The 23,295-nt window shown below is 58.8% G+C and carries 20 protein-coding genes; 7 read left to right on the forward strand and 13 right to left on the reverse strand.

Features of this window, described 5'->3' with window-relative positions:
• Positions 1 to 20: 20 nt before the first annotated feature.
• The 5 genes from C1Y42_RS05475 to C1Y42_RS05495 are packed head-to-tail and all read right to left on the reverse strand — an operon-like array spanning position 21 to position 5,550.
• Positions 21 to 878: a phosphogluconate dehydrogenase C-terminal domain-containing protein gene (locus C1Y42_RS05475; protein ID WP_021506006.1), complete on the reverse strand. Its 858-nt coding sequence runs from the start codon at positions 876 to 878 to the stop codon at positions 21 to 23.
• Positions 875 to 1,693 carry a sugar phosphate isomerase/epimerase gene (locus tag C1Y42_RS05480; protein WP_021506005.1) on the reverse strand — a complete coding sequence of 273 codons (819 nt, stop codon included), beginning with the start codon at positions 1,691 to 1,693 and terminating at the stop codon, positions 875 to 877. The genes C1Y42_RS05475 and C1Y42_RS05480 overlap by 4 nt, the downstream gene beginning before the upstream one ends.
• Complete coding sequence (locus tag C1Y42_RS05485; RefSeq protein WP_059008868.1) at positions 1,690 to 2,466, reverse strand: triose-phosphate isomerase family protein; 777 nt, start codon at positions 2,464 to 2,466, stop codon at positions 1,690 to 1,692. The genes C1Y42_RS05480 and C1Y42_RS05485 overlap by 4 nt, the downstream gene beginning before the upstream one ends.
• Before the next feature lie 2 nt (positions 2,467 to 2,468).
• The gene (locus tag C1Y42_RS05490) at positions 2,469 to 4,214 is read right to left on the reverse strand and encodes a dihydroxyacetone kinase family protein (RefSeq protein ID WP_104092963.1); all 1,746 of its coding nucleotides are present in this window, start codon (positions 4,212 to 4,214) and stop codon (positions 2,469 to 2,471) included.
• Between the two features lies 1 nt (position 4,215).
• Positions 4,216 to 5,550, reverse strand: coding sequence for an MFS transporter (locus C1Y42_RS05495; RefSeq protein ID WP_058769829.1), 1,335 nt, complete (start codon positions 5,548 to 5,550; stop codon positions 4,216 to 4,218).
• A 434-nt stretch (positions 5,551 to 5,984) separates the two neighbouring features.
• Here C1Y42_RS05495 and C1Y42_RS05500 point away from each other — a divergent pair, with 434 nt between their 5' ends.
• Positions 5,985 to 6,443 carry an RpiB/LacA/LacB family sugar-phosphate isomerase gene (locus tag C1Y42_RS05500; protein ID WP_021506001.1) on the forward strand — a complete coding sequence of 153 codons (459 nt, stop codon included), beginning with the start codon at positions 5,985 to 5,987 and terminating at the stop codon, positions 6,441 to 6,443.
• 116 nt (positions 6,444 to 6,559) lie between these two features.
• Here the strand turns inward: C1Y42_RS05500 and C1Y42_RS05505 are convergent, their stop codons facing one another.
• The 3 genes from C1Y42_RS05505 to C1Y42_RS05515 form a co-directional block, all read right to left on the reverse strand.
• Entirely contained in the window at positions 6,560 to 7,264 is a 705-nt protein-coding gene (locus tag C1Y42_RS05505; RefSeq protein ID WP_058769830.1) for a pirin family protein, read from the reverse strand.
• An 80-nt stretch (positions 7,265 to 7,344) separates the two neighbouring features.
• The gene (locus C1Y42_RS05510) at positions 7,345 to 8,022 is read right to left on the reverse strand and encodes a glutamate racemase (RefSeq protein WP_104092964.1); all 678 of its coding nucleotides are present in this window, start codon (positions 8,020 to 8,022) and stop codon (positions 7,345 to 7,347) included.
• A gap of 166 nt (positions 8,023 to 8,188) precedes the next feature.
• Positions 8,189 to 9,610, reverse strand: a complete 1,422-nt coding sequence (locus C1Y42_RS05515; RefSeq protein WP_370445682.1) for a carbohydrate porin — start codon at positions 9,608 to 9,610, stop codon at positions 8,189 to 8,191.
• A gap of 477 nt (positions 9,611 to 10,087) precedes the next feature.
• Here C1Y42_RS05515 and C1Y42_RS05520 point away from each other — a divergent pair, with 477 nt between their 5' ends.
• Entirely contained in the window at positions 10,088 to 11,554 is a 1,467-nt protein-coding gene (locus C1Y42_RS05520) for a catalase (protein ID WP_104092965.1), read from the forward strand.
• 58 nt (positions 11,555 to 11,612) lie between these two features.
• Here the strand turns inward: C1Y42_RS05520 and C1Y42_RS05525 are convergent, their stop codons facing one another.
• Positions 11,613 to 13,973 carry a membrane-bound PQQ-dependent dehydrogenase, glucose/quinate/shikimate family gene (locus C1Y42_RS05525; protein WP_104092966.1) on the reverse strand — a complete coding sequence of 787 codons (2,361 nt, stop codon included), beginning with the start codon at positions 13,971 to 13,973 and terminating at the stop codon, positions 11,613 to 11,615.
• Positions 13,974 to 14,168: 195 nt separating this feature from the next.
• On the opposite strand from C1Y42_RS05525, the gene C1Y42_RS23545 reads away from it, so the two are divergent.
• The 3 genes from C1Y42_RS23545 (at position 14,169) to C1Y42_RS05535 (ending at position 17,034) form a co-directional block, all read left to right on the forward strand.
• Positions 14,169 to 14,309, forward strand: a complete 141-nt coding sequence (locus C1Y42_RS23545) for a hypothetical protein (RefSeq protein ID WP_158251392.1) — start codon at positions 14,169 to 14,171, stop codon at positions 14,307 to 14,309.
• Between the two features lie 235 nt (positions 14,310 to 14,544).
• On the forward strand, positions 14,545 to 15,513 hold the full coding sequence (locus tag C1Y42_RS05530) for a GT-D fold domain-containing glycosyltransferase (protein ID WP_104092967.1): 969 nt from the start codon (positions 14,545 to 14,547) through the stop codon (positions 15,511 to 15,513).
• Positions 15,514 to 15,714: 201 nt separating this feature from the next.
• Positions 15,715 to 17,034, forward strand: a complete 1,320-nt coding sequence (locus C1Y42_RS05535) for an MFS transporter (protein ID WP_058769834.1) — start codon at positions 15,715 to 15,717, stop codon at positions 17,032 to 17,034.
• 3 nt (positions 17,035 to 17,037) lie between these two features.
• Here C1Y42_RS05535 and C1Y42_RS05540 read toward each other — a convergent pair whose 3' ends face one another.
• Entirely contained in the window at positions 17,038 to 17,670 is a 633-nt protein-coding gene (locus C1Y42_RS05540; RefSeq protein WP_104092968.1) for a DapH/DapD/GlmU-related protein, read from the reverse strand.
• Positions 17,671 to 17,807: 137 nt separating this feature from the next.
• On the opposite strand from C1Y42_RS05540, the gene C1Y42_RS05545 reads away from it, so the two are divergent.
• On the forward strand, positions 17,808 to 18,710 hold the full coding sequence (locus C1Y42_RS05545; protein WP_104092969.1) for a ParB/Srx family N-terminal domain-containing protein: 903 nt from the start codon (positions 17,808 to 17,810) through the stop codon (positions 18,708 to 18,710).
• A gap of 142 nt (positions 18,711 to 18,852) precedes the next feature.
• Here the strand turns inward: C1Y42_RS05545 and C1Y42_RS05550 are convergent, their stop codons facing one another.
• On the reverse strand, positions 18,853 to 19,947 hold the full coding sequence (locus tag C1Y42_RS05550) for an NADH:flavin oxidoreductase (RefSeq protein ID WP_104092970.1): 1,095 nt from the start codon (positions 19,945 to 19,947) through the stop codon (positions 18,853 to 18,855).
• 102 nt (positions 19,948 to 20,049) lie between these two features.
• Between C1Y42_RS05550 and C1Y42_RS05555 the strand changes: the two genes are divergently transcribed.
• A complete protein-coding gene (locus tag C1Y42_RS05555) occupies positions 20,050 to 20,943 on the forward strand; it encodes a LysR family transcriptional regulator (RefSeq protein ID WP_104092971.1) in 894 nt (297 codons plus the stop codon).
• A gap of 527 nt (positions 20,944 to 21,470) precedes the next feature.
• On the opposite strand, the gene C1Y42_RS05565 is transcribed toward C1Y42_RS05555, so the two are convergent.
• Both C1Y42_RS05565 and C1Y42_RS05570 read right to left on the reverse strand, forming a co-directional pair.
• Entirely contained in the window at positions 21,471 to 22,766 is a 1,296-nt protein-coding gene (locus C1Y42_RS05565; protein WP_021505987.1) for a sorbosone dehydrogenase family protein, read from the reverse strand.
• Positions 22,763 to 23,185, reverse strand: coding sequence for a DUF2231 domain-containing protein (locus C1Y42_RS05570; RefSeq protein ID WP_104092972.1), 423 nt, complete (start codon positions 23,183 to 23,185; stop codon positions 22,763 to 22,765). Before C1Y42_RS05570 ends, C1Y42_RS05565 begins: the two co-directional genes overlap by 4 nt.
• Positions 23,186 to 23,295: the final 110 nt, after the last annotated feature.

Here is a 23,295-nt window from a genome sequence, read left to right on the forward strand (position 1 = left end):
AGTCGCCGCTGCTGTCACGCTTAACGCTGAATGGCGTCAATTTTCAGCATGCGGGCAATAACCTTATCCAGCTCTTGCTGATCGAAGATCTGTTTCCAGTCCGGTTTGATGATCTTCTCGCGGCCATACTCCATGGCGATCATGCAGGCATCCGAGAACGGGTTGGTGGCGCGGAAAGCCACCGCCAGCGCAATCTGAATATGGCCGTACAGCATGGCCTTCGCTGCCTCTTCCGGGACGCCGCTGTGTTTCACCGTTTCATCCAGCGCCTCTTTCATGAAGGCACCGACCATGCAGGCGACGGTTTCCACCAGCGTCGGCTCCAGATACGCCAGTTGCGTCACCGTGACCCAGTGCACCTGATCAACCGGGCCGTACATCACGCTAATCACCTTACTCAGCTCTGCCTTCTGTTCAGCGCTGCCGCTTTCCCAGGCTGCCGCGACGTGCTGAACGGCAGCGACGCCACCAAACGCATCGGCGTGCTCCTCTTTGGTGTAGCGGGCCAGAAATACCGACGGATGGCACGGGTGCGCGACTGCGTATTCGATGCCGTCACGTTGGGCGATCAGGTTGGCGTAGGCCGCGGCCGGATCGAGCGTCAGCAGCACCGCACCGCTTTGCATCTGTGGCACCACGCTTTGCGAGACTTTGCCCAGTACGATATCCGGCACGGCGAGGATCACCACGTCACTCAGCGGCACCACCGACGCGGCATCCGACAGCTCGCGTCCCTGTGCAATCACCTGCTGCTGCGCCTGCGGTGAATTCTCGCAGTAAAACACCTGATAAGCGCTGTGCTGCAAATTAGCGGAAATACGCATGCCCATTTTGCCGCCTGCGCCGATCACGGTGATGGTTTTCAATGCCTTGCTCATGTTAACGACTCCTGATCTTGTTTACTGCGTAGGAATTCAACGGCGCGGCGGGTCCATTCGGCTTCCCGCGCGCAGGTCTGCGCGGCATCGTCCTGCCACGGCAACCAGTGTTCGATGATTTGGTTGATGTCGCGATCGGCCGGCCGCACGCTGGCGATCAGCCGGTCATAATCCAGCTTCCCTTCGCCCATCGGACAGCCGGCCAGGGTAAAACCGACCCAGCCGGCACGGCGGGTAAAGGCGAAATCTTTGATGTGCAGATTGCCGACGCGCGCAGCGGTATTGGCGATCACCTGCTCCTGCAGTTCCAGTCCGGCGACGCAGTTGGCCGGATCGAGACAGACGCACAGCCACGGCGAGAGAAAGCGGTTGATCACTGACATCATCGCCGCGCTGCTGACCTGCTCGTAGGTTTCCAGGCACAGCCGCACCTGCTGGCGGGCAAAATCCGGCAGCACGGCAGCAATCAGATTGGCCGCTTCATCCAGCGATGGCCGGTGATCGGCGGTGTTGAACATTGAGCGCACCACGCGCGCGTCGAGAATGGCGGCGATGTGCAGATAGCGGCGCAGGTGCGCGCTGCCCAGACCGCGCGTACCCAGCTCCAGCGTGATGCCAAGCGCATCCGCCTGCTGACGCAGCGCCAGCAGCTGTTCATCTGACCACTGCTCAATCGCCGGGTAGTCGCAAATCTGAAATACCGACACGTCGAGATCGGCGGTGTGCTGCAACATCTGCGCCAGCGTGAGCGGCTGTGGCACCTGGGGCGACATACGCCAGAAAAAGGCGTAGGTGCTGAGTCCGATGCGGCTCATGACGGCAGCTCCCCGGCCAGCTCACTGGCTTCTTGGATAATCTGCGCCAGCGCCTGCGGATCGTGAGCAAAGCGCCCCAAGAACAAGCCGTTGACGTCGCCGCCGAGGCGCTGAATCAGTCCTGGCCCGGCGCTGCCGCCGTAAATCACCCGCAGCGTGATGCCGTCGGGCGTCGTCAGCTGCTGTAGCCCGTTGCACACCGCGCGGATGTAGCTGTCCGGCGCCGGCTGCGGTGCGCCAATGGCCCACTGCGGTTCGTAAGCAAACAATACCTCACCGCTGAGCGCGTGTTGCGCGGCCTCCGACAGCGCCTCCTGCAGCTGCTGCTGGCACAGCGCAATCGCCTGCTCAGGCGTGCCCTGCTGCGGTTCACCGATGCACAGCACCGGGGTCAGGCGATAACGCAGCGCCATCGCCACTTTGGCGGCAATCTGCGTTTTATCTTCATGAAAATGGCGACGGCGTTCGGCGTGACCGATCTCCGCCAGTGAGCACCCCAGCTCCTGCAGCATGCTGGCGCTGACCTCACCGGTCCAGGCGCCGTTTTCCGCCTGACACACGTCCTGCGCGCCGACGCGCACCGGCGTGCCGGCAAAGATTTCCGTCACCGCCGGGATGGCCGGATAAGCGGGCAGCACAAACAGCCCGACATCACCGCGCTGCACTGCCGGATGCTGCGCCAGCGTCGCAACCTCGCGACACCACGCCAGCGTTTGCTGATAGCCGAAATACATTTTCAGGCTGACGCCAAGCCAGATTTTAGGCTGAGCCATAATTACGCTCCCTGTTCAGATGCACTGTGTTCTTTTAACAGATTGCCAACGGTGTTGACGATCATCGCCAGTGAAACCGCACCGGCGTCCGGCGTGCCAACGCTTTTTTCAGCCAGCGGCCGCGCACGCCCCACTTTCGGTACCAGCTGTGCGGTGGCCTGCGCGGCCTGCTCCGCCACCGCTGCCGCACGTAACCAGGCTTCGGTGAGTGATGCGCCCTGCGCGACCGCAGCGCTCAGCGTGTCGCTAAACGGAACCAGCACGTCAACCATGGTTTTATCACCGACGCGCGCTTTGCCGAAGTGCATAATGCCCTCTTTGGCATCCCGGACGCCGGCAGCGACGCGTGGTGCATCCGCTGCCGCGCTGTCGCCCAGCGCGGTGCCGAGCGCGGTCAGTGCCACGCCCCACAGTGCCCCGGACGTGCCGCCCGCTTTATCCGCCCAGGCATCGGCGGCGCGACACAGCAGACTGCCAGCGCCGGCGCCACGCGCGGCCACCTTACGCGCCTTTTCTACCGCGCCGAGTACGCCGCGCTCCATACCAATGCCGTGATCGCCGTCGCCCGCTACCGCATCAATGTCGCCCAGCTGGCCGGCATGACGCTGAATCATCACCGCCACCGCTTCCAGCAGTTCAAGAACGCGCCGGGCGCTGTGTTGTGATGTGGTGCTGGCCTGCGGTAACGCCTCTTCACGGATCTCTTCGCACTCGGCGGCGCTGAGCGGTTCGGCAATCAGGACGCTGCCTTTGCGGTAGGCCGGCGTATTGGCCGGCGCGCGCCACAGCGTTTCCAGTTCATCATCGAGCCACATCAGCGTCAGCGAGACGCCTGCCATGTTAAAACTGGTGACGAATTCGCCGACATCCGGCTCCACCACCTGCAACTGCGCCGCCGACAGCAGCTGGGCGATGCGGCGATACACCACAAACAGCTCTTCATACTTGACTGAACCGAGACCGTTGAGGATTACCGCCACGCGCTGTCCCGCCACCTGCGCCACATCCGCTGGCCGCTCACTCAGCAGCCGGTCGACAAAGATTTCTGCCAGCTCGTCGGCGCGCGGCACCGCCGTTTCGCTGATGCCCGGCTCACCGTGGATGCCCAGCCCGAGCGCCATGCGCCCTTTCTCTACCTCAAACAGCGGATGCGCAGCGCCCGGCAGCGTACAGCCGGAAAATGCCACGCCGAAGGTGCGGGTGCGATCGTTGGCGTGCTGCGCTTTTTTCAGCACCGTAGCCAGATCGTCTCCCGCTTCTGCCGCGGCCGCAGCCACTTTAAACACACACAGATCGCCGGCGACGCCGCGTCGCTTCATACGCTCATCGTGGCTGGCGCTGGACACATCATCCGTTACCGCCAGCACCTCACAGGCAATACCTTCAGCGCGCAGCCGCTCGCACGCCTGACCAAAATGCAGCACGTCACCGGCATAGTTTCCAAACAGCAACAGCACACCCGCGCCGTTATGCGCCGCGCGCGCGACGTTATAGATTTGCTGCGCCGACGGCGAAGCGAACAGATTGCCCATTGCCGCCCCGTGCGCCAGGCCCTGGCCGACCAATCCGGCAAAGGCGGGATAGTGACCGGAACCGCCACCGACAATCACCGCCACGGTATCCGGCTGGCTGCGCGTGCTGCGCACCACACCACCGCTCACCTGGCGTACTTTATCGGCGTTGGCGGCCACAAAGCCTTCGATCAGTTCCGCGGCAAACGCGGATGGCTGGTTAAACAGGTACGTCATGTTATTGCTCCTGTACAAATGAGGCTGGCAGAGGCTGCGCGCGACGGCGATTGAGAAACAGCATCAATACAGCGGAGAGCAGCATAAAACCGCCGACCACGAACATCGGTAACACATAACTGTGAGTGGCATCATGCAGTGCGCCGGTGATATAACCGGCGGAAAAACCCGCCACGTTGCCCAGGGTGTTAATCAGCGCAATCGCCGCCGCTGCCGATGCGCCGGTCAGGAACTGCGTTGGCAGCGTCCAGAAATTGGGCAATGCGGCGAAGATGGCGCTGGCCGTTACGGCGATCACCAGGATGGTGGTAAACGGTGAATCCATGTAGAGCGCCAGCGGTACGCTGACGCCACCCGCGACCGCAGGAATCGCGATGTGCCAGGTTTTACAGCCACGCCGCGCGGCATCCCGCGACCAGAAAAACATCACGACGGCGGCGATCAGGTACGGCACGCCGGTGATCAGCCCTTTCTGCATCACGTTGAAGGTGGTGCCAAACTGCTGCTGGAAGCCGGCGATAATGGTTGGCAGGAAGAACGCCAGCGCGTACAGGCCGTAAATAAAGCCGAAGTAGATCAGGCACAGCATCCACACGCGGCTGTTGCCCATCACCGAACGCACGCTGTGCGGGTGCTGTCCCTGCTTGTGCTGATGTTCCGCTTCCAGTTCGGCTATCAACCAGTTTTTCTCGTCGTCATTCAGCCACTTCGCCTGACGCGGCGAGTCCACCAGCCAGAACAGCGCCACAATCCCGATGAGGATCGCCGGCAGCGATACGCCCATAAACATTACGCGCCAGCCCTCCAGGCCAAACAGGCCGTGCTGCTCAATCAGCGAGGCAGCCAGCGGTGCGCCAAATACCACCGTCAGCGGTTGTGCCAGGTAGAACAGCGAGAGAATTTTGCTGCGGTGGCGCGCCGGCACCCACAGGCTGAGATAAAGGATGGCGCCCGGGAAGAAACCGGCCTCGGCAATCCCCAGCAGCAGGCGCAGCGTGTACAGCCCTTCGACACTGCTGACCCAGGTAAACAGCAGCGAGACGATGCCCCAGCTGATCATGATGCGCGCCAGCCAGCGCCGCGCGCCGAACTTATGCAGCGCCAGGTTGCTGGGCACTTCCAGCAGGATGTAACCAATAAAGAAGATGCCGGAGGCGAGACCAAACTGCAGCGCACTGAGGCCGAGGTCCTGCGTCATGCCGTTTGGGCCGGCAAAGGAAATGGCGGTGCGATCGAGGAAGTTGATAAAGAACATCAGCGCCACAAACGGTACCAGGCGCCAGGAGATTTTGCGGATTGCGGTCTGCTCAACCGCGCTGACAGCAGACTGATTCATAACGCACCTCCGAAACGTGCGCAGTGAGACGGTGTTGGCCAGGCGCAAAACCGGCGCTGGCGACAGACAAAATGCGAGGTAAGAAGCAAATGACACATGTTCGAGTCCTCAATGGGTCTTCTTGTACATGGATAGGGTCATGCGAACAAATGAACACTACACGGATATTTGCTCACTCCTCAAGCGCAGTTGGCGAAAGTGTGACAGTGCGCATGAGATTTGATTTCAGCGACATTTTCAGGATTTTTCGCAGCAGAGCGGCGCTGCGCGATCATACTGGCAGGGGTTGGCACGAGATTTTGCGCAATCGATCGCTAAATCATATGAACATGTATTGAACATGTGTTTGTTTTTGTGGCAGGCTGTCAGTGAACATCTAATCACCTGACGAACATATGTGCAGGTGTCAGACCCTGTATCACTGGAGAGACGTGATGAAAACTATCGCTATTGGTGCCGATGATGCGGCTATCGATTTGAAAAACATCATTAAAAAGCTGCTGGAAGAGCAGGATTATCAGGTAACTGATTACAGTAACGACGCGCAAAATGACCGCCCGATGTATCCGGACGTGGCGTTTGCGCTCGCTACGGCGGTGCAGCAAAAGCAGTTTGAGCGCGGCATTTTGCTGTGTGGCACCGGCATTGGCGTCGCGATTGTTGCCAATAAAGTGGAAGGCGTGCGCGCCGCGCAGTGCCATGACACCTTCTCCGCCGAGCGCGCGCGCAAAAGTAACAATGCGCAGATCATGACCATGGGCTCACGCGTAATTGGGCCGGAGCTGGCGAAAAACATCGTTAACGCCTGGCTGGCATCCGAGTTTGAAGGTGGCGGTTCGACCGCCAAAGTGGAGAAGATCGGTTACTACGAACAGGTGTCACACGCGAAATAATGGGTCATCGGGCGCTGAGTTGCAGAGCCGGCAGCGCCTGAGTGCGTGACATCGCCAGCGGCACGCTGACACGACTGGCCACTTTGGTGCGTGCCAGCCGTGTCATAGCCGGTGTTTTAACTGCCGCTTAGCGTACCGCTCAGCACCGCAGGCGCATCCTGCTGCACCAGAAAGGCGACCAGCAGGGCGTCGCGTTCACCGTGGATAGCCGGCAAGGCAGCGCTATCGCTCACCGCATCGCCTTTTTGCAGCCGCACATCCCCGGTGCGTGCAATGCCCTCCAGCACCGTGACCCAGCTGGCATAACCCGGCAAATGCGGCACCTCGATCTGTGCGCCACGATCCAGCCTGACGTCATAGATGTAAACGGCCTGACGCAGCGTCAAAGGTGCCGCGCTGTGCTGCGGACCGGCCAGCAGCGTCCACTGGTTAAGTGCCGCCCCTTCTGCCCGGTACACACTCTGCACCTGCCCTTCACCGCCGCCGGATGCCGGGCGGATGTACGCCTGCAGCATTTCGCTTTCAATCAGCGGTGCTGACTCTTCATGACGTACCCCACTGCCCGCGTTCACCAGCAGTGCACGTTTGCCGTTGAGGGCGAGAGTCTCTCCCTCCTCACGCCGGTACTGCACCGAGCCGCGCCAGACATAGCTGAAAATCTCATCATCCTGATGGCGGCGCATCGGTACTACCGCGCCGGGCTTCAGCGTCATCTGGTCGACAATCGCCAGCGTGCCCAGTGGTTCTCCCGGCCGCTGCCGGCGAATGGTAAAGGGACCGTATTCAAACAGCTGGTCACGCTGCGCTTTAATCACGTTCATCAGTGGCTTCCTCAAAAATCAGGTTCTGATGACCATCATAAAGGCTGCAAAATTGCGTAACAGTAGGGCTTTTTGTTGGCTTAAATCAGTGGTTTTGAATGACCTACGTTCGCGCCTTTAGCCTGCTGCAGTACGAAGCTGAGCGCCAGGTGCGGGCTGGTAAGTGGCCGCTGTGGCACAGGAAAACGCGACGCGGCGCCGGCCATTGACACCTGCGCTAACGCCACCTGAACCGCGCCCTGCTGCTGTCCCTGAGCGACGGCATCGGCGATCAGCGTGTAATAGTCGTCCAGCCGGCCAGCTTTGAATGCGGCCCAGGCATCAGGGATAAGCCTGACTTGCGGACGCTGGTCAGGTGCCAGACGCTCCGGGCAAAACAGCTGGCGCGTACTGTGCATCGTAGACTCCGCGGCACACAGCACCAGCGCGGGTGCGCCACGGCGATGCACTTCGTCCGCCAGCATACGGTCAGTGCGATAAACCGCACAGCGCTGTTGTGGATCGCGCAGGCTGTCTGCGGCGGCACCTAAGGTAGAGCAGGTAATCAGTATCGCGTCGAACCACGGCGTCAGGCTGAGTAACAGCTGCTGCAGACGCTGCTGCTGGGCCGGCGTCATGCCACCGCTGAGCTCTGCTTCTGCCAGCAGATGTGGCATCACCAGATGGCTGATTTGCTGAGGCGGAATGCCGAGCGACTGCGCGGCGTCATCAAAAATAGCAATATTACTGGCGGCGGTATGCAGGCAGGCAATGGTCACAACGATTCCTTATCGCTTCAGGTTCAGTAGGTTGCACTATAGCCGCAATCGGTGACGGAATGCAGCTTTACCGCTGCCTGGCAGGTTTCGCCGGATGCGGTGCGAGGCCGTTTCAACGCCTCACACCGTGCAACCTTCCTTCAGCCGGTCAGCGTGAAGTGCGATCTCAGAACCACACTTCTGCCTGTACGCCAAAGTTCCAGCTACCGCCAGCGGTAAAGCCCGCGCTGCCGAAATCATCGTTCAGCGCATAGTTGTCCAGCGCTTTAGACCAGTTCATCCAGGTCGCGAACAGGCGAATCTCCGGCCGCACCAGCATATCGTTGATGTTGCCGACTTTAAACGTTGGCGCAAAGGTCAGCTTATACACATCGCCCTTCACCGCGTTGTACGTCGCGATGCTGCCGCCATCCTGATAGCTGCGGCCATTGGGTTTGAGGTCCATATACAGCCACGACGCTTCATACTGCAGCGCAAAGTTTTCCGTAATCGCCTGGGAGGCGCGCAGGTTGATGGTTGCCCAGTCATAGCGATCGCCTTTGCGGTAGCGATCCTCGCTGTGCTGCGCCAGCAGCGACGGAGCGACTGACCAGCGATCGCTCAGTGGCATCACGCCAAAGGTGGCCAGTCGCAGCGCGCTGGCGTTGCGCGTTAAGTCGCCGTCGCCACCGATCTGCCGGGTTTCTGCGCCCAGCCCTTTCCCCCACTGAATGGCGTGAGTGCTGCTGCCCGGTGCCAGCCCGTAGAAGCGGTTTTTATCGTGCCAGGCCAGCATGGTAAACACGCCGTGCTTTGCCGTATCGTCACTGCGCAGCGCATAGCTGCCGGTGGTCGATGCGCGCCCTTTCAGCTCGTCGTTGCCGTTTGCGCTCATGCCGGTCAGCATCCACTGCCAGTTACCGTAAAACTGGTTAGAGGTCAGCAGCAGGTTTTGCACGTTGTTATCGTCGTAGCGGCTGCTGCCCAGGTCGCCAAAACTGCGGCCATAAATGGAGAAATCGCTGCGCCATTGCTCGTTCCATTGCAGGTTGCTGATGCCGCCGCCGGTGCCGCCAAGAAAGACGATATCGGTATCGGTGAAGTGCAGATCAAAATTGTCGCCGTCAAAGCGTTTGCCCGCCCACAGCGAGGCATGTTGCGCGGCGCCCCCAAAGCTGGGCAGATCCCCCATTTCGACATATACCTGGCGGATATTCAGGTTGTTGTCATTATTCTGCACCCACGGGTCCGGACTGGATGAGCCATCTGCCAGCAGCGCTTTGAAATTGGCCCACGAACCATTACTGAACCGGGTTTGATTATGAAAGCCCAGCTCGATGTAGTGATCTTTTTCATTACCTAACCGGCCAATATGCGCATCGCCGCCGATCGAACTGGCAGGCGAAATAGCAGGCCCGGCACGTCCGCCGCGCCCTTTATCATTAACCAGCAGGCCGGAACGGGCGTAGCCGGAAAAGCGGAACATGTTGGTTGTTCCGGCGCTCGCCTCCTTTTGCTGCTGCTCATCGCGCGCGATTTTCTCTTCCAGCTGGGCCAGACGCTGCTCCAGCGTTAATGACTGTGCCGCTGCACTGCCACCCACCATCATCCCCGCGATAGCCAGCGCCAGGCGCGCGGTTTTAGCCTTATGCATCACCATATTTATCTCTCTTATTATGTCCATTCATTAATTACAACGGGATTGCCTTTGACGCAGCGAGAGCATAAATAAGCGGATTGTGGTTCTTTTTGATCAATATCATTAAATTAAAAAGTGATACTTTACATGAAGTTATAAAATGATTGATTAATTCGAGGTCTGTTTTTACTTAAACGGGAAAATCCTTTGCGACCTGTCTTAAAAGACGGGTGAATTAATTTTTCTTTTCCGATCCCATTCGCAGAATGGCGCTTTTTCCGGCACGGAAAATCTGCTTAGCCTGCAGCAGAAATAAAAAACAAATTTGCGAGCTGTGCCGCATCGCTTAATGCGGCAACCAGATGAGACAGCGCAATTATTCGGGCAAGCCTGCGCCTCGCTGCTACGCTTAGTGGTTGGATTATCCTTACAAAAGCTGGAGATATTATGAGCAATGACGATCGCAAGCCGACCACCACGGATGCTGGCATTCCGGTAGCCAGCGACGAACATTCTTTGTCCGTCGGTCCTGACGGCCCGCTGATGCTGCACGATCACTACCTGATTGAGCAGATGGCTAACTTCAACCGCGAACGTATTCCAGAGCGTCAACCGCACGCCAAAGGCAGCGGTGCGTTTGGCTATTTTCAGGTGACAGAAGATGTCAGCCGTTACACCAAAGCGGCGGTTTTTCAGCCCGGCACCAAAACCGATGTGGTAATGCGCTTCTCCACCGTGGCCGGCGAGCGTGGCAGCCCGGACACCTGGCGCGATCCGCGCGGCTTCGCGATCAAGTTTTACACCAGCGAAGGCAACTACGACATGGTGGGCAATAACACGCCGGTGTTCTTTATTCGTGACCCGATGAAGTTCCAGCACTTTATCCGTTCGCAGAAGCGCCGTGCCGACAACAATCTGCGCGATAACGATATGCAGTGGGATTTCTGGACGCTGTCGCCAGAGTCGGCGCACCAGGTCACCTGGCTGATGGGCGACCGCGGCATTCCGAAAAGCTGGCGCCACATGAACGGTTACTCGAGCCATACCTATATGTGGGTTAACGCCTCCGGGGAAAAGTTCTGGGTTAAATACCACTTCAAAACCGATCAGGGTGTGGAGTTCCTGACGCAGGATAACGCCGATCTGCTGGCCGGCCAGGACGGTGATTACCACACGCGCGATCTGTTTACCGCCATCAAAAATGGTGATTTCCCCAGCTGGACGCTGTACATGCAGATCATGCCGTTTGCCGAGGCGGAAACCTACCGCTTCAACCCGTTTGATCTGACTAAAGTTTGGCCACACAGCGATTATCCACTGATTAAAGTCGGCAAACTGATGCTGAACCGCAACCCGACCGACAACCACGCGCAGATTGAACAGGCGGCGTTTGAACCAAACAACCTGGTACCCGGCATCGGGCTGAGCCCGGATAAGATGCTGATTGGCCGGGTGTTTGCCTATGCTGACGCCCACCGCGCTCGTCTGGGCGTTAACTACAAGCAGATTCCGGTCAACGCCCCGCAGGCACCGGTGCACAGCTACAGCAAGGATGGCGCGATGCGCATCAATCCGGTCAGCGATCCGGTCTACGCGCCGAACTCGAAAGGCGGTCCGGCGGCGGACGGCGAGCGCTACCCGACGGATTCCACCTGGGAAGCGCACGGCAACATGGTGCGCGCGCCCTACACGCTGCGTCAGGATGATGATGACTTTGGCCAGGCCAATACGCTGGTCAATAAAGTACTGGATGAGGCGGCACGTGATCGCCTGGTAAATAACGTCAGCGGTCATCTGCTCAACGGCGTGGAGGAGCCGGTGCTGTCGCGCGCGTTTGAGTACTGGCGCAACATCGACCAGACGATTGGCGATCGCATTGCCCAGCGGGTACAAACCGAGCGCGCCAAGCGTTAATCAGCTGATTTATAAATATAAAAAGGCGCCCGCGGGCGCCTTTATTGCATCGACAGGATTATTTCAGACGGAACGCCACCACGCTGTCGCCGGCTTTGGTGCCGAGCGAACCGTGACCGCCTGCGGCAATCACCACGTACTGCTTACCGTCGCTGCCCATGTAAGTGGATGGCGTCGCCTGCGCGCCGGCGCTAAGCTCCTGCTGCCACAGCAGTTCGCCGGTGCTGCTGTCATAGGCGCGAATGAAGTTATCTGCGGTCGCACCGTGGAACACCAGATCGCCGGCCGTCAGCAGTGGCCCGCCGTGCGCCACCATGCCCATCGGGAAGCCAATCGGGAAGCGGCCCGGCAGGAAGCTGGTTTTCAGGTTTTTCGTGGTGCCAACGCGACGCAGCCATTCGGTTTTGCCGGTTTTCAAATCTACGCCGACCATGCGGCCCCACGGCGGTGCAATGCACGGAATGCCGAGACCGGAGGCCAGCTGCTGGATGTGGATGGCGTAATCACCGTGGAAGTTTTCGTTCCAGTAAGGCTGGCCATCTTTGGTGAACAGGCGCTCCGTCGCCGTGGCGGGCGTACGCTTGATCAGGTTGTATTTGTAGGCGAGGCGCACCGGTGCGGCAATCAGCATCTGACGCTGCGGATCAACCGCCACCGATCCCCAGTTAAACACCCCGATATTGCCCGGGAACACCAGCGAGCCGCCTTCTGTGGCTGGCGTCCACGGATTGCCGTCATAGCGCAGGCTGCGGAAATCCATACGGCAGGCCATTTGATCAAACGGTGTGATGCCCCACATTGACTTCTCAGTCAGCGGCTGCGGAATAAAGTTCAGGCTGGATACCGGCTGGGTGGCGGCGAATTTCTCGCCCGGCACGCCGCCTTCCGTCGAAACCTTCACGTCGTTAACCGGATAAACCGGCTGGCCGGTCAGGCGATTGAGCACAAACAGGTTGCCGGTTTTGGTCGGCAGGATCACCACCGGCTGTTTCTGGCCCTGATAATCGATATCGACCAGCGACGGCTGTGACGGGTTATCGCGGTCCCACAGATCGTGATGGGAGCTCTGATAGCGCCATTTGAACGCACCGGTCTGCAGATCGAGCGCCACTAAAGCATCACGGAATTTCTCTGTATTGCTATTGGCATCGCGCTCGATGCCCAGTTCATCCGGCGAGGCGTTGCCAAACGGCACATACACCAGGCCGTTTTTCAGGTCAGCGCTCAACGTACCCCAGGCCACCGGCGTATCCTGCGTATAGGTCTGGCCAGCAGCTATCGGCGCGGTATTTTGCGGATTAGCCGGATCAAAGTTCCACACCAGACGACCACTCTGCACATCATAGGCGCGAATTACGCCAGAGGGGTTACCGCTGTTGAAGCCGTTATCCATAACCGAGCCGCCGACAATCACCAGATTGCCCGCGACCAGCGGCGCGGCGGTCTGCATCAACGCGTGTGGACGAACCTCACCCATATTGGCATGCAGATCCACCACACCGTTGTTGCCAAAATCGGCGCACGGTTTGCCGCTGTCGGCATCCAGCGCAATCAGCCGGGCATCGGTGGTGGCGTTAAAGATGCGCTTGCGGCACATCGCCGGCGTCGCCGCCGTGTCCTGTGCGGCAACCGGTGCGCCCGCGTAATAGCTGACGCCACGGCAGGTCTGATGCTGCTGCAGATAAGAACGATCTTTCGCCGGCGTGTATTTCCACTTCACCGCACCACTCTGCGGATCGAGCGCGTGGACCTCATTGTGCGGCGTACAGAAATAGAGCATGCCGTTGGCTTTCAGCGGCGTGGCTTCGAAGGTGTATTCGGTGGCATCGTTATCCTGACGCAGATCGCCGGTGTGATAGGTCCAGGCCACTTCGAGATTGCGCACGTTCTCTTTGGTGATCTGATTCAGGGCGGAGAAACGCAGGCCGTCGGCGGTGCCGCCGTAGGCGGTCCAGTCAGCGCTCGCGCCCTGCTCGCTGTTTTGTTCACGCGCATTGGTGATGGTGCCGGCCTGCGGCAGCGGATCGTAAAAGCACAATCCAATTACCAGCACAATCATGATGGCCACCGTGCTGCCGAGCAGGCCGTGGAAGCGACGCTGTCCCTGATACAGCGGTTTGACCACCCACGGCATCGCCAGCCACAGGCCGATCACGCCAAACAGATCGCCGCGCGGGATCCACTGCCACTTGTCGAAGCCGACTTCCCAGATCATCCATGCCAGCGTAATCCACATCAGCACCGCATACAGGCTTAACGCGCTGCGCTGATTGCGGAACAGTAAAATGGCGGTGATCAGTAATCCCACCGCCATCAATGCGTAAAATGCGCTGCCGCCCATCATCAGCAGCTTGCCGCCCATATAGAGCAGCGCAACACCCAGAATCGCCAGCACGAGACTGGTCAGTTTGTTTATCATGCGAATCCCTCAACGCTCATCATTATTAACCACCCCAAACTAAAGACACATAAACTCAACAAAATCTTAACTTACGTAACCGTTAGTTAAAAATCTGCCTGGCGGCGTGTCGTTAGTGCCGCTTATCAATGTAGCTCTGCTCCTTCATGCTGCGCCCCGCTTCGCTCGTAGTGTGAGTGAAATCACGTTTCAATTTTGTTGGAGGAAATTAATCAATCATCAGGAAAATCCGCATTTTTTGATAACGCAGCGTGCGATATGACTCAAGGCGCGACAGGCGTGCTGCCCGGCAGCCTGCAATTTGTCGGCGTACGTATTTCTGGTGAAATTATTTAATTGATTAGTGGCGTACAAATGCGATTTGTCCTGGTCATGTCAGAACCGGATGCAAAAAAAGCAGGCAACGCTGCGCTTTGCTCCAAAAATAACGCCTGTCCGGCGCGGTGACATTGATAAATGAAATAGCGTATTTATTATTTTGAGAGTTTCCTTAGCCTGTCTGCCAAATTAATCGGTGATATATATTATCTGACTGCTCTGCGGCAAAGCCGCTTATAAAAAGAAGGTTATTATGATCAGCGCAGACGCTTTTTATCGCAAATTACGTTTTCCATTTAAACTCACACATGCTGCCATTAAATTTCCCGTGGCCAATGCGCACGCCCGGCAATATCAGGTCCTGTCAGCAGAACAGACCATCGATCTGCTGCTCAGCGATGACCGGCTCTCAGTGTGCCGCTATGGGGATGGGGAACTGGAAATGACGCTATTTAAGAATATTGGCTTTCAGTCTTTTGATGAGCGCCTTTCCATTCGCCTGAAAGAGATCATGCGCCGTGGCACGCAGAGCGATAATCGCTGTCTGTTGTGTATGCCTGATGCCTTTCGCGGCACCGGGAATATGCGTTTTGGCTCAGCGCTATTCTGGTTTTTTCATAAAGCGTTTTTCTTTCGCCACTATGAGCATTTATTAAAGAAAGGCTATCGCTATGGTAATACGTCGGTAACGCGACCTTATCATGATTATAAAGATAAACAGCCGGCGGCACGTATTTTTGCCAAATTTAAACAGCTGTTTCATGATAAAAAAATTCTGATTGTTGAGGGTAGCGGCACGCGCCTTGGTCTCGGTAACGATCTGCTGGATGGCGCACGGCAGATCCGGCGCATTACCACCCTCAACCGTAACGCGTTTTCGGTTTATAACGAGCTATACAGTAATGTGCTGGCGCACGCGCGCGATTTCGACATGGTATTGATCTCCCTTGGACCGACGGCAACCGTGCTGGCTTACGACCTCAGTCAGCACGGCATTCGCTGCATTGATACCGGCCATATCGATATTGAGTATGAGTGGATGCGCAGCGCGGCACGCACTAAGGTGCAGGTCGCGGGGAAAAATGTGAATGAGGTCGGTTTATTACAGAGTGACGAACAGCAGGAAGCGGATGCGCATTACCGCAGCCAGATTCTGCTGCACGTCGGTTTAGGTCAGGAGCCACTGCGCAGTGCCGCGGTGGTCACGCAGCCGATAGTGTGATGCAGCGCACCGTAACCGATCGTGCCCGCGATCGGTTTGGTGCAGCACGCTCAGATAGCGGCTATTTATTAGCCAGCGCGATGGTTCCGACTGCGGCGGCGCGGGCACTATGCCATGGCGGACACTAATTAGTTAGCAGCCTTAGCAATCTGGCATTACCTTTGCTTAATGATTCCTGTGTTCATTTTCAGGAGTCGCATGATGAAAGCGTCCTCAACCCGCTACACCATTTTCTCGCTGCTGTTTCTCATCGCACTGATTAACTACATCGACCGCGGTGCGCTGTCGTTCGCCGCCAACGCCATCTCGCAGGAATTTCACTTCAGTAAAGTGCAACTCGGTGCTGTGCTGGGCTACTTTGGCTTTGGCTATCTGTTCGGGTCGCTGTGCGGCGGTTTCCTTGCCGATCGGCTGGGCACCAAAAAGGTCTGGCTGATGGCCGGCATTCTGTGGTCGCTGCTGGAGATCGCCACCGCCTGGGCCGGAGAGCTGGGCATGGCGCTGTTTGGCGGCTCGGCGATCATGGGGTTTGCTGCACTGCGCGTGCTGTTTGGCTTCAGCGAAGGGCCGGCCTATGCGTTGATGAACAAAACCATCGCCCACTGGGCACCGGATAACGAACGCGGTTTCGCGCTGGGAATTGGCCTGCTGAGCACCCAGGTGGGCTCGCTGCTGACCGCACCGATTGCCGTCGGACTGCTGCTGCTCACCAACGACTGGCGCATGATGTTTATGCTGCTCGGCGCGTTTTCACTGCTGGCGATGCTGCTGTTTGCCCGCCACTTTACTGATACGCCACAGCAGCATCCGCGTGCCAATGCCGTCGAGCGTCAGCTGATCATTGCCGGGCAACGCCAGCAGCCGCAGGACGAAGGCGCGCTGCCCTGGTGGCGCTTCTTCACCAGCCGCACGCTGGTGTGCAACGCGCTGGGCTATTTCAGTTTCCTCTACATCACCTTTACCCTGGTGACCTGGCTGCCGAAATATCTGCAGGATAATTTCCACTATGACCTGCACTCGCTGTGGTATGTGGCGATGATCCCCTGGAGCGGTGCCTGCCTGACGGTGCTGCTGGGCGGGCGCATCGCCGATCGCCTGCTGGCGCGCTTTAACAATCTGCGGCTGGCACGCAACCTGTTTGCCGCGGTGACGCTGTGCGCCACCGCCTGCTGCTTTATGGCCATTCCCTGGGTCGGATCTGCTGCCGGCATTATCGCACTGATGACGCTCGGCAACGCGCTCAATGCGCTGGTGAATAACGTCTACTGGTCGGTCGTGATTGACGTGACGCCGAAGGCATCGGTCGGCACCTTCAGCGGCATGACGCTGGCCATCGCCAACCTCGCGTCGATCATTTCACCGATGCTGTGCGGCTGGCTGGCGCAGTACTACGGTTATAACGCCATGTTTACCGTCACCGCCTGTATCGCCTTTGGCAGCATGCTGGCCATGACGCTGCTGCAGCCGGAGAAACGCCTGCAAGCCGATGCGCCGCCAGCCGCCGCGCAGCAGGCTGTGTAAGGGTTATCGCCCGTGCCGCTGGCAGAAGGCGGCGATATCCGGCGACTGAAAATCCGCCAGGTGTGCCATCAGCTTCTCCAGCGGCCAGTTCCACCAGGCAATCGCCTGCAGCTGCGCCGCGATGTCGGCACTGAAACGGGCGCGAATCGGTTTCGCCGGCACACCTCCGACGATGGTATAAGGCGGCACATCTTTACTCACCACCGCCCCGGCCGCCAGCACGGCGCCGTTACCGACCGTCACGCCAGGCAGGACAATCACGCCGTGACCGATCCACACATCGTGACCAATGATCACCCGATCGGCGCGGCGTCCGGTGAAGAAACCGGCATCGCGCTGCGCGCGGCTGTCGTAATACTCCGGGCAGTAGGTGAAGCGATGCTGTGAGGCGCGATCCATCGGATGATTCGGTGCCCCGATACGCACCTGATTGGCGATGGCCGTGAAGCGGCCAATCTGCGCATCCGCCACGCAGCAGTGTTCCCCAAGGTAGGAAAAATCACCCAGTTCGCTGTATTCCAGATAACTGTGCGCCAGAATTTCACACTGCTGACCAATCTGCGTGTCGCGCAGACGGACGCTGGGATCGATCGCGGTGTGTTGCAGTTTAGCGGGAGGCTGTGTGGCAGAAATCATAAAGCAGGTGCTCCGTTGTGGTCAGATGTCTGGATAAGTGGTTGCCTCAACGCAACCGCGAGCCACAACACTAGAGCGGGAAGATGACAGGAATGCTATCGTGTTGCTCCACCGGGAGATCTTCAGGAGAAAATGGAATGAATGCGTCCCTGCCGTTATTAGCCTTGCTATTCAGTACCGTCCCCGCCTTTGCCGCCCTGCCGCCCGACATCAAAGCCGGAGAAATTGTGCAGGTCGAACTGGCGCAGCTGCATCCCACTCAGGCCGCCATTGGTTATCGCCAGCTGGATTACAAGCAGCATCGTTATCAGGCCGATCCGGAAAAGCTGTTCGATGACTATTGCGAAAGCATGGGACAAAAAGGGGTGAAAAGTTTCACGCCGCGCTCCACCCTGCGCGATCCGGCCAGTTTCAGCTGTAAGGCGCCGGTCGGCAGCGAGCCCGGCCCGATGAAAACCGCGGTGATCGGCCCGGATAATCAACTGTACCTGACTGATGGCCACCATACGTTCAGCAACTTTGCTGACATAGCCGGCCTGTCAACGCCGGTGCAGGTGCGCATTACCGATGATTTCCGCCCGCTGAAAAGCCAGGCTGCTTTCTGGCAGAAAATGGCGGCGGCACATCTGGTGTGGCTGGAGACGCCAAACGGTAAAATCGCCCCTGAAGCGCTGCCGCAGGAGCTGGGTCGCCAGCATATGCAGGATGATGAGTATCGTTCGCTGATCTACTTTGTGCGCGATATCGGCTTCGATAAGCCAGACAACCCGCCGCCGTTCCTGGAATTCTTCTGGGGACAGTGGCTGAGCCGGGAACTGCCGCTGAAAGCGTTCAACCTGCGCGACCGCGACGGCTACGCCGCAGCGGTGAAAAAGGTGGCGGAGAAGATGGTGAGCGTGCCGAAGGACACGGTGATTGCGCAGAGTGATAGCGGTCCGCTGACGGCGCAGGCGCTCGGTGCCAGAGACGCGGTGAACCAGAAGGCGCTGAACAAGTTAAGCGCTGATAACGGTAAGCTGAGCTGGGCGTTTAAACGTTAAGCGGGCTGGGTAGAGTGTTGGGTTTATCCAGGTGCGCAGCAATGCGCACCCGACAAAACCCCACACCATTGTTGCTGGTGCGCGGGCATGCGTTTTACACCGTTGTGGCAGGGTCGCCATGGATGGCGACCGAAAACGGCGGTTATGCCAGCTCGCTGTTTTTAACATCCGCGGACGGTGCCAGCAGGTTTTGATCGAAGGCGCGCAGCGGCTGGCCGTGGCGAACGCGCTGTGGCCAGTCCGGATTGGCCAGCGCGCTTTTGCCCAGCGCCACATAATCTGCGCCCTGATACAACGCCATGCCGGCGCGTTCGGCATCTGACAGCGATCCGTTGATCACCACCGGCAACTGTGGCGCAGCCTGGCGCGCCAGCTGTAGCAGCGACTCCGTCGCGTCCGCGAACGCCGGCTGCAGCGCATCGTGCTCGGTCAGGTGCAGATAATCGATACCTGAGTCGGCCAGCAGCGCAAATACCTGGCGCGCTCCGGCAGTGCCCTCCTGCCATTTATGCGTAAAATCATTCACTTTCCCCTGGGAAATCCGCACGCCCAGCGTGACGTTGGCACCGATGCGCTGTCGCACCGCGGCAATCACCTCCCGCGTCAGCGTCAGTCTTGCGATAATATCGCCGCCCCAGCGGTCGCTGCGCTGGTTGGTGTAATCGGTAAAGAACTGATCGAGCAGATAACCGTTGGCCGCGTGAATTTCAATGCCGTCAAAACCGGCTGCCTCAATGGCGCGCGCCGCGCTGTCAGCAAAGGCGTCAATCACCTGCTCAATCTGTTCATTACTCATGGCGCGCGGCAACGGATAAGCGCCGTGGCCATGGTAAAACCGCAGCTGTTCGCCACGTGGCGGGATCGCCGAAGGCGCCAGCGTATCGCGCCGGTAAATATTGCCCTGCGATATCGCACCGGCGTGCATCAGCTGTGCAATGATTTTGCTGCCGTGCTGGTGCACACTGTTGGTGATGGCCCGCCAGCCGGCGATCTGCTGGCGATTGACCAGCCCGGCCTGAAAAGCGTAAGTCTGTGACCAGGCTTCATCGATGTAGAGACCTTCGGTGATTACTGCGCCAAAGCCACCGCGGGCGAAACGCGTGTAGTACTGCTGCATACGCTCGCCCGGGACACCGTCCACACTGGCGGAGATGCGCGTCATCGGTGCCACCATCAGGCGATTGGTTAAATCGAGGTGGTTAAGCGTACTGCTCTGAAACAGGTGTTTGTCGGTCATTCGGCGCTCTGAAATAAATTATCATCAGGAGCCATTATAGTGAGTCGCCATTGTGGCAAAAATGACCGATTATGATACGTCTGCTTAACGGAAACCGTTACAATGAACTCCCGGGATATTGATGTTTTTCTGATGGTGTCACAAACCCGCAGCCTGACGCAGGCGGCGCGGCGGCTCGGCACCACCACTATGACCGTGTCGCGCCGGCTGGCCTCACTGGAGGAAGATCTCGGCGTACGGCTGCTGCATCGCACCACGCGCGCCATTGCCCTTACCGATGAAGGCGAAGAGTTTCTTCCCTATGCCAGAACGCTGGCCGAGACCGAACAGAGCGCACGCAACCTGTTCGCGCCCGATAAACAGGGGGCCACCGGCCAGCTGCGCATCACCGCGCCTACCGGGTTTGGCCGGCGCACCATCATTCCGCTGCTGCCGTCACTTATGGAGCAAAACCCCGGGCTGCGCGTTGAGTTTCAGCTCAGCGACGATGTTACGGACATTGTCGGGCTGGGCTTTGATGTCGCGATTCGCATCGCCCCGCTGCGCGATTCCCGCCTGGTGGCACACCGTCTGGCCGACAACCCGCGCCGGCTGTGTGCGGCTCCGGGCTATCTGCAACGCTTCGGCACGCCGCGTCATCTGGCGGAGCTGCATCAACACCACTGTCTGCGCCTGTCGAATGTGGTGCAGTGGAGTTTTATGGTGGACGGCCATCTCTCCAGCCTGAGCGTTGACGGACGCTTCAGCGGCAGCAATGTCGAAGGGGTGCGTGCGCTGTGCGTGGCCGGCAGCGGCATCGCGCAGCTTTCTGAGTGGGACGTGCGGGAAGAGCTGGCATCCGGCGAACTGGTGGCGCTGGAGCTGGAGGACGCGCAGCCGCAGATGCTGGGCGTGTGGGCGCTGTTTCCCACCACCCGCCACCTGCCGGCGCGCGTCAGCGTGTTTGTTGCGGCGCTCAGACAGACGATGCAACAGCAAAGCCGGCCCGGCGAGTAACGCGGGCGTACGAAAAAAGGCGGAGGGGTGAGCTCCGCCTTGTTTCAAGTTCCGGTCAGTGCGCCTGACCGGTCAGTTGCAAAAGGGCAACGATGATTTGCAGGATCACCCGGACCAGGTCCAGGAGTAATCGAACAAGTTCCATCACTTTCCTTCTCCTCTGACAGGAGCGCGCTGTTCAGCTTTCGGGGCCCTGACTCTACCCGCCGACCGCCTAAGCACATCTGTGAGGAGCGCTGAGCGGCACTCATTGTGAAAGCCACAGGCCAGCACCACCTGAAACCTGCCGGGGTTTGACTATCCGCGCCCCTGGAGTCATCAGAAAACAATAAGCATCCGCCGCGCCCAGCACCTGTATAACCATACAGTATTTTAGCGAAACTTGAAATCTTTCGCTGCACATTTTATCATTCCTTTTGTGAGGAGTGCTGAGCACCCCGTTCCGAGCGCGGTTACCAGCCGGGTGACGAACATAAAAAAAGGATTTGGCGACCTGGCCAAATCCTTTTTTATTGCCTGCGATTATCCTACTGCGCGGCGCTGATACGCCAGATCGCGTTGCCGGCATCGTCGGCAATCAACACCCCGCCCTGATTATCCGTCGCCAGTCCTACCGGCAAACCGCGTACCTGCTTCTGATCGTCGGTGAGGAATCCTGACACCACCGTCTGCGGTTGCCCGACCGGTTTGCCGTTTTCAAATTTCACCCAAATCACTTTATAGCCGTTGAGCGGCGTGCGGTTCCAGCTGCCGTGTTCACTGATGAACGCGCCGCCGCGGTACTGCGGCATATTATCCGCGCCATAGAACAGCAGGCCGAGCGGTGCCACGTGTGAGCTCAGCGCATAGTCCGGCTTGATGGCTTTCGCGACCAGATCCGGCCGCTGCGGCTGTGCGCGCTCGTCGACGTGCTGACCAAAGTAGCTGTACGGCCAGCCGTAGAAACCTTTGTCCTGCACGGAGGTCAGGTAATCCGGCACCAGATCCGAACCGATTTCGTCACGCTCGTTGGCGATGGCCCACAGCTTGCCACTTTGCGGCTCCCACTGCAGACCGGTAGGATTGCGGATGCCGCTGGCATAGATGCGGCTGGCACCGGTTGCGGCGTCCACTTCCCACACCGCCGCGCGGCCATACTCTGCGCCGATGCCGTTCTCGGTGATGTTACTGTTGGAGCCGACACCGACGTACAGTTTGCTGCCGTCCGGACTGGCGAGCAGCGCTTTGGTCCAGTGGTGATTCAGCTCACCGCCCGGCAGCGACGTCACCTCTTCCGGCGGCGTACGGATTTCGGTTTCGCCGGTCTGGTAAGGGAATTTCACCAGGCTGTCGGCGTTAGCCACATACAGCGTATTGCCAATCAGCTGCATGCCAAACGGCGCATTGAGGTTTTCGATAAACCGGTGCTGTTCCCACTTGCCGTTAACGTTGCGTAGCAGCGTGATGCGGTTGCCGCCCGGGCCACCTTTGCCGGAAGATTTCTGCACCAGGCTCATGATCAATTCTTTCGGTGCCGTGACCGGGTTTTTAACCCCGTTGGCTTCTGCCACCAGCACGTCGCCATTCGGCAGCACATACAGCTGGCGCGGGTGCATCAGGCTGGCCGGGATTTTCTCGATCTTCAGGCCGTCGGCCACTTTTGGTGTCTCGCCCTCTTTCCACGCGGTGCCTTCCGGCACCTGCATCGGCGGCATAAAGAAGTTTTTAGCCTGCGGCAGCTGCGGATCAGGGCCGATTTGCCGTTGCGGATCGAGGTCCGATCCGCTGTCGCAGGCGCTCAGCAGTACCGCAATCCCCAGCGCACTCATTACACGAAATTTCATGAGCGACCTCCCTGTAAACGACGCTCGCGCAGCGCCAGCTGCAGATTCGCTATCAGCAACACCACCACCACCAGGGTGGAGAGCGTTACGCCCATCGGCACCACCGCATAGGCATCGCGGCTGTGAATGAATGCGTTGACGATGGCCAGCACGATCGCCAGCAGCGACAGCCAGAAATGAGTTTTCTCTGCGGCAGGTGCGCCACGGAATAAATGAATCAGGCTGATTAGTCGCGGCACAATCGCCAGCACCAGCCCGATGGCTATCAGCCAGCTGGCGGCTTTGGTCCACATGACGATGAAGGTTTGCAGATAGATAATATCAAACAGCCAGGCAGCAAAGAAAAAGCCCAGCGGCAACGGCTCAAGCAGGGTAAACAGCGTCACGCCAACAACCGAGCGTCCCGAGGTATGGTACATCGCACTCTCCCTATCACAGTTTTTCCAGGCGAGAGCGATCCGGCCAGGCATCGCTTCGCACGCCTGAGAAATATTAGTAAAGATAAAGAGTCATGCGCACAGCCCGCACA

This window comes from Pantoea sp. ICBG 985 (assembly GCF_002928365.1).
In the GTDB taxonomy this organism is placed as follows: Bacteria; Pseudomonadota; Gammaproteobacteria; order Enterobacterales; family Enterobacteriaceae; genus Pantoea; species Pantoea dispersa.

What these genes read in the sequence shown, in the direction of transcription:
- C1Y42_RS05550 (WP_104092970.1), bottom strand. Translation starts at nt 19,947, where the DNA reads ATGACCGACAAACACCTGTTTCAGAGCAGTACGCTTAACCACCTCGAT.
- C1Y42_RS05495 (WP_058769829.1), bottom strand. Translation starts at nt 5,550, where the DNA reads ATGAATCAGTCTGCTGTCAGCGCGGTTGAGCAGACCGCAATCCGCAAA.
- C1Y42_RS05505 (WP_058769830.1), bottom strand. Translation starts at nt 7,264, where the DNA reads ATGAACGTGATTAAAGCGCAGCGTGACCAGCTGTTTGAATACGGTCCC.
- C1Y42_RS05480 (WP_021506005.1), bottom strand. Translation starts at nt 1,693, where the DNA reads ATGAGCCGCATCGGACTCAGCACCTACGCCTTTTTCTGGCGTATGTCG.
- C1Y42_RS05525 (WP_104092966.1), bottom strand. Translation starts at nt 13,973, where the DNA reads ATGATAAACAAACTGACCAGTCTCGTGCTGGCGATTCTGGGTGTTGCG.
- C1Y42_RS05500 (WP_021506001.1), top strand. Translation starts at nt 5,985, where the DNA reads ATGAAAACTATCGCTATTGGTGCCGATGATGCGGCTATCGATTTGAAA.
- C1Y42_RS05535 (WP_058769834.1), top strand. Translation starts at nt 15,715, where the DNA reads ATGAAAGCGTCCTCAACCCGCTACACCATTTTCTCGCTGCTGTTTCTC.
- C1Y42_RS05540 (WP_104092968.1), bottom strand. Translation starts at nt 17,670, where the DNA reads ATGATTTCTGCCACACAGCCTCCCGCTAAACTGCAACACACCGCGATC.
- C1Y42_RS05490 (WP_104092963.1), bottom strand. Translation starts at nt 4,214, where the DNA reads ATGACGTACCTGTTTAACCAGCCATCCGCGTTTGCCGCGGAACTGATC.
- C1Y42_RS05515 (WP_370445682.1), bottom strand. Translation starts at nt 9,610, where the DNA reads ATGATGGTGGGTGGCAGTGCAGCGGCACAGTCATTAACGCTGGAGCAG.
- C1Y42_RS05555 (WP_104092971.1), top strand. Translation starts at nt 20,050, where the DNA reads ATGAACTCCCGGGATATTGATGTTTTTCTGATGGTGTCACAAACCCGC.
- C1Y42_RS05475 (WP_021506006.1), bottom strand. Translation starts at nt 878, where the DNA reads ATGAGCAAGGCATTGAAAACCATCACCGTGATCGGCGCAGGCGGCAAA.
- C1Y42_RS05570 (WP_104092972.1), bottom strand. Translation starts at nt 23,185, where the DNA reads ATGTACCATACCTCGGGACGCTCGGTTGTTGGCGTGACGCTGTTTACC.
- C1Y42_RS05565 (WP_021505987.1), bottom strand. Translation starts at nt 22,766, where the DNA reads ATGAAATTTCGTGTAATGAGTGCGCTGGGGATTGCGGTACTGCTGAGC.
- C1Y42_RS05520 (WP_104092965.1), top strand. Translation starts at nt 10,088, where the DNA reads ATGAGCAATGACGATCGCAAGCCGACCACCACGGATGCTGGCATTCCG.
- C1Y42_RS05545 (WP_104092969.1), top strand. Translation starts at nt 17,808, where the DNA reads ATGAATGCGTCCCTGCCGTTATTAGCCTTGCTATTCAGTACCGTCCCC.
- C1Y42_RS05485 (WP_059008868.1), bottom strand. Translation starts at nt 2,466, where the DNA reads ATGGCTCAGCCTAAAATCTGGCTTGGCGTCAGCCTGAAAATGTATTTC.
- C1Y42_RS05530 (WP_104092967.1), top strand. Translation starts at nt 14,545, where the DNA reads ATGATCAGCGCAGACGCTTTTTATCGCAAATTACGTTTTCCATTTAAA.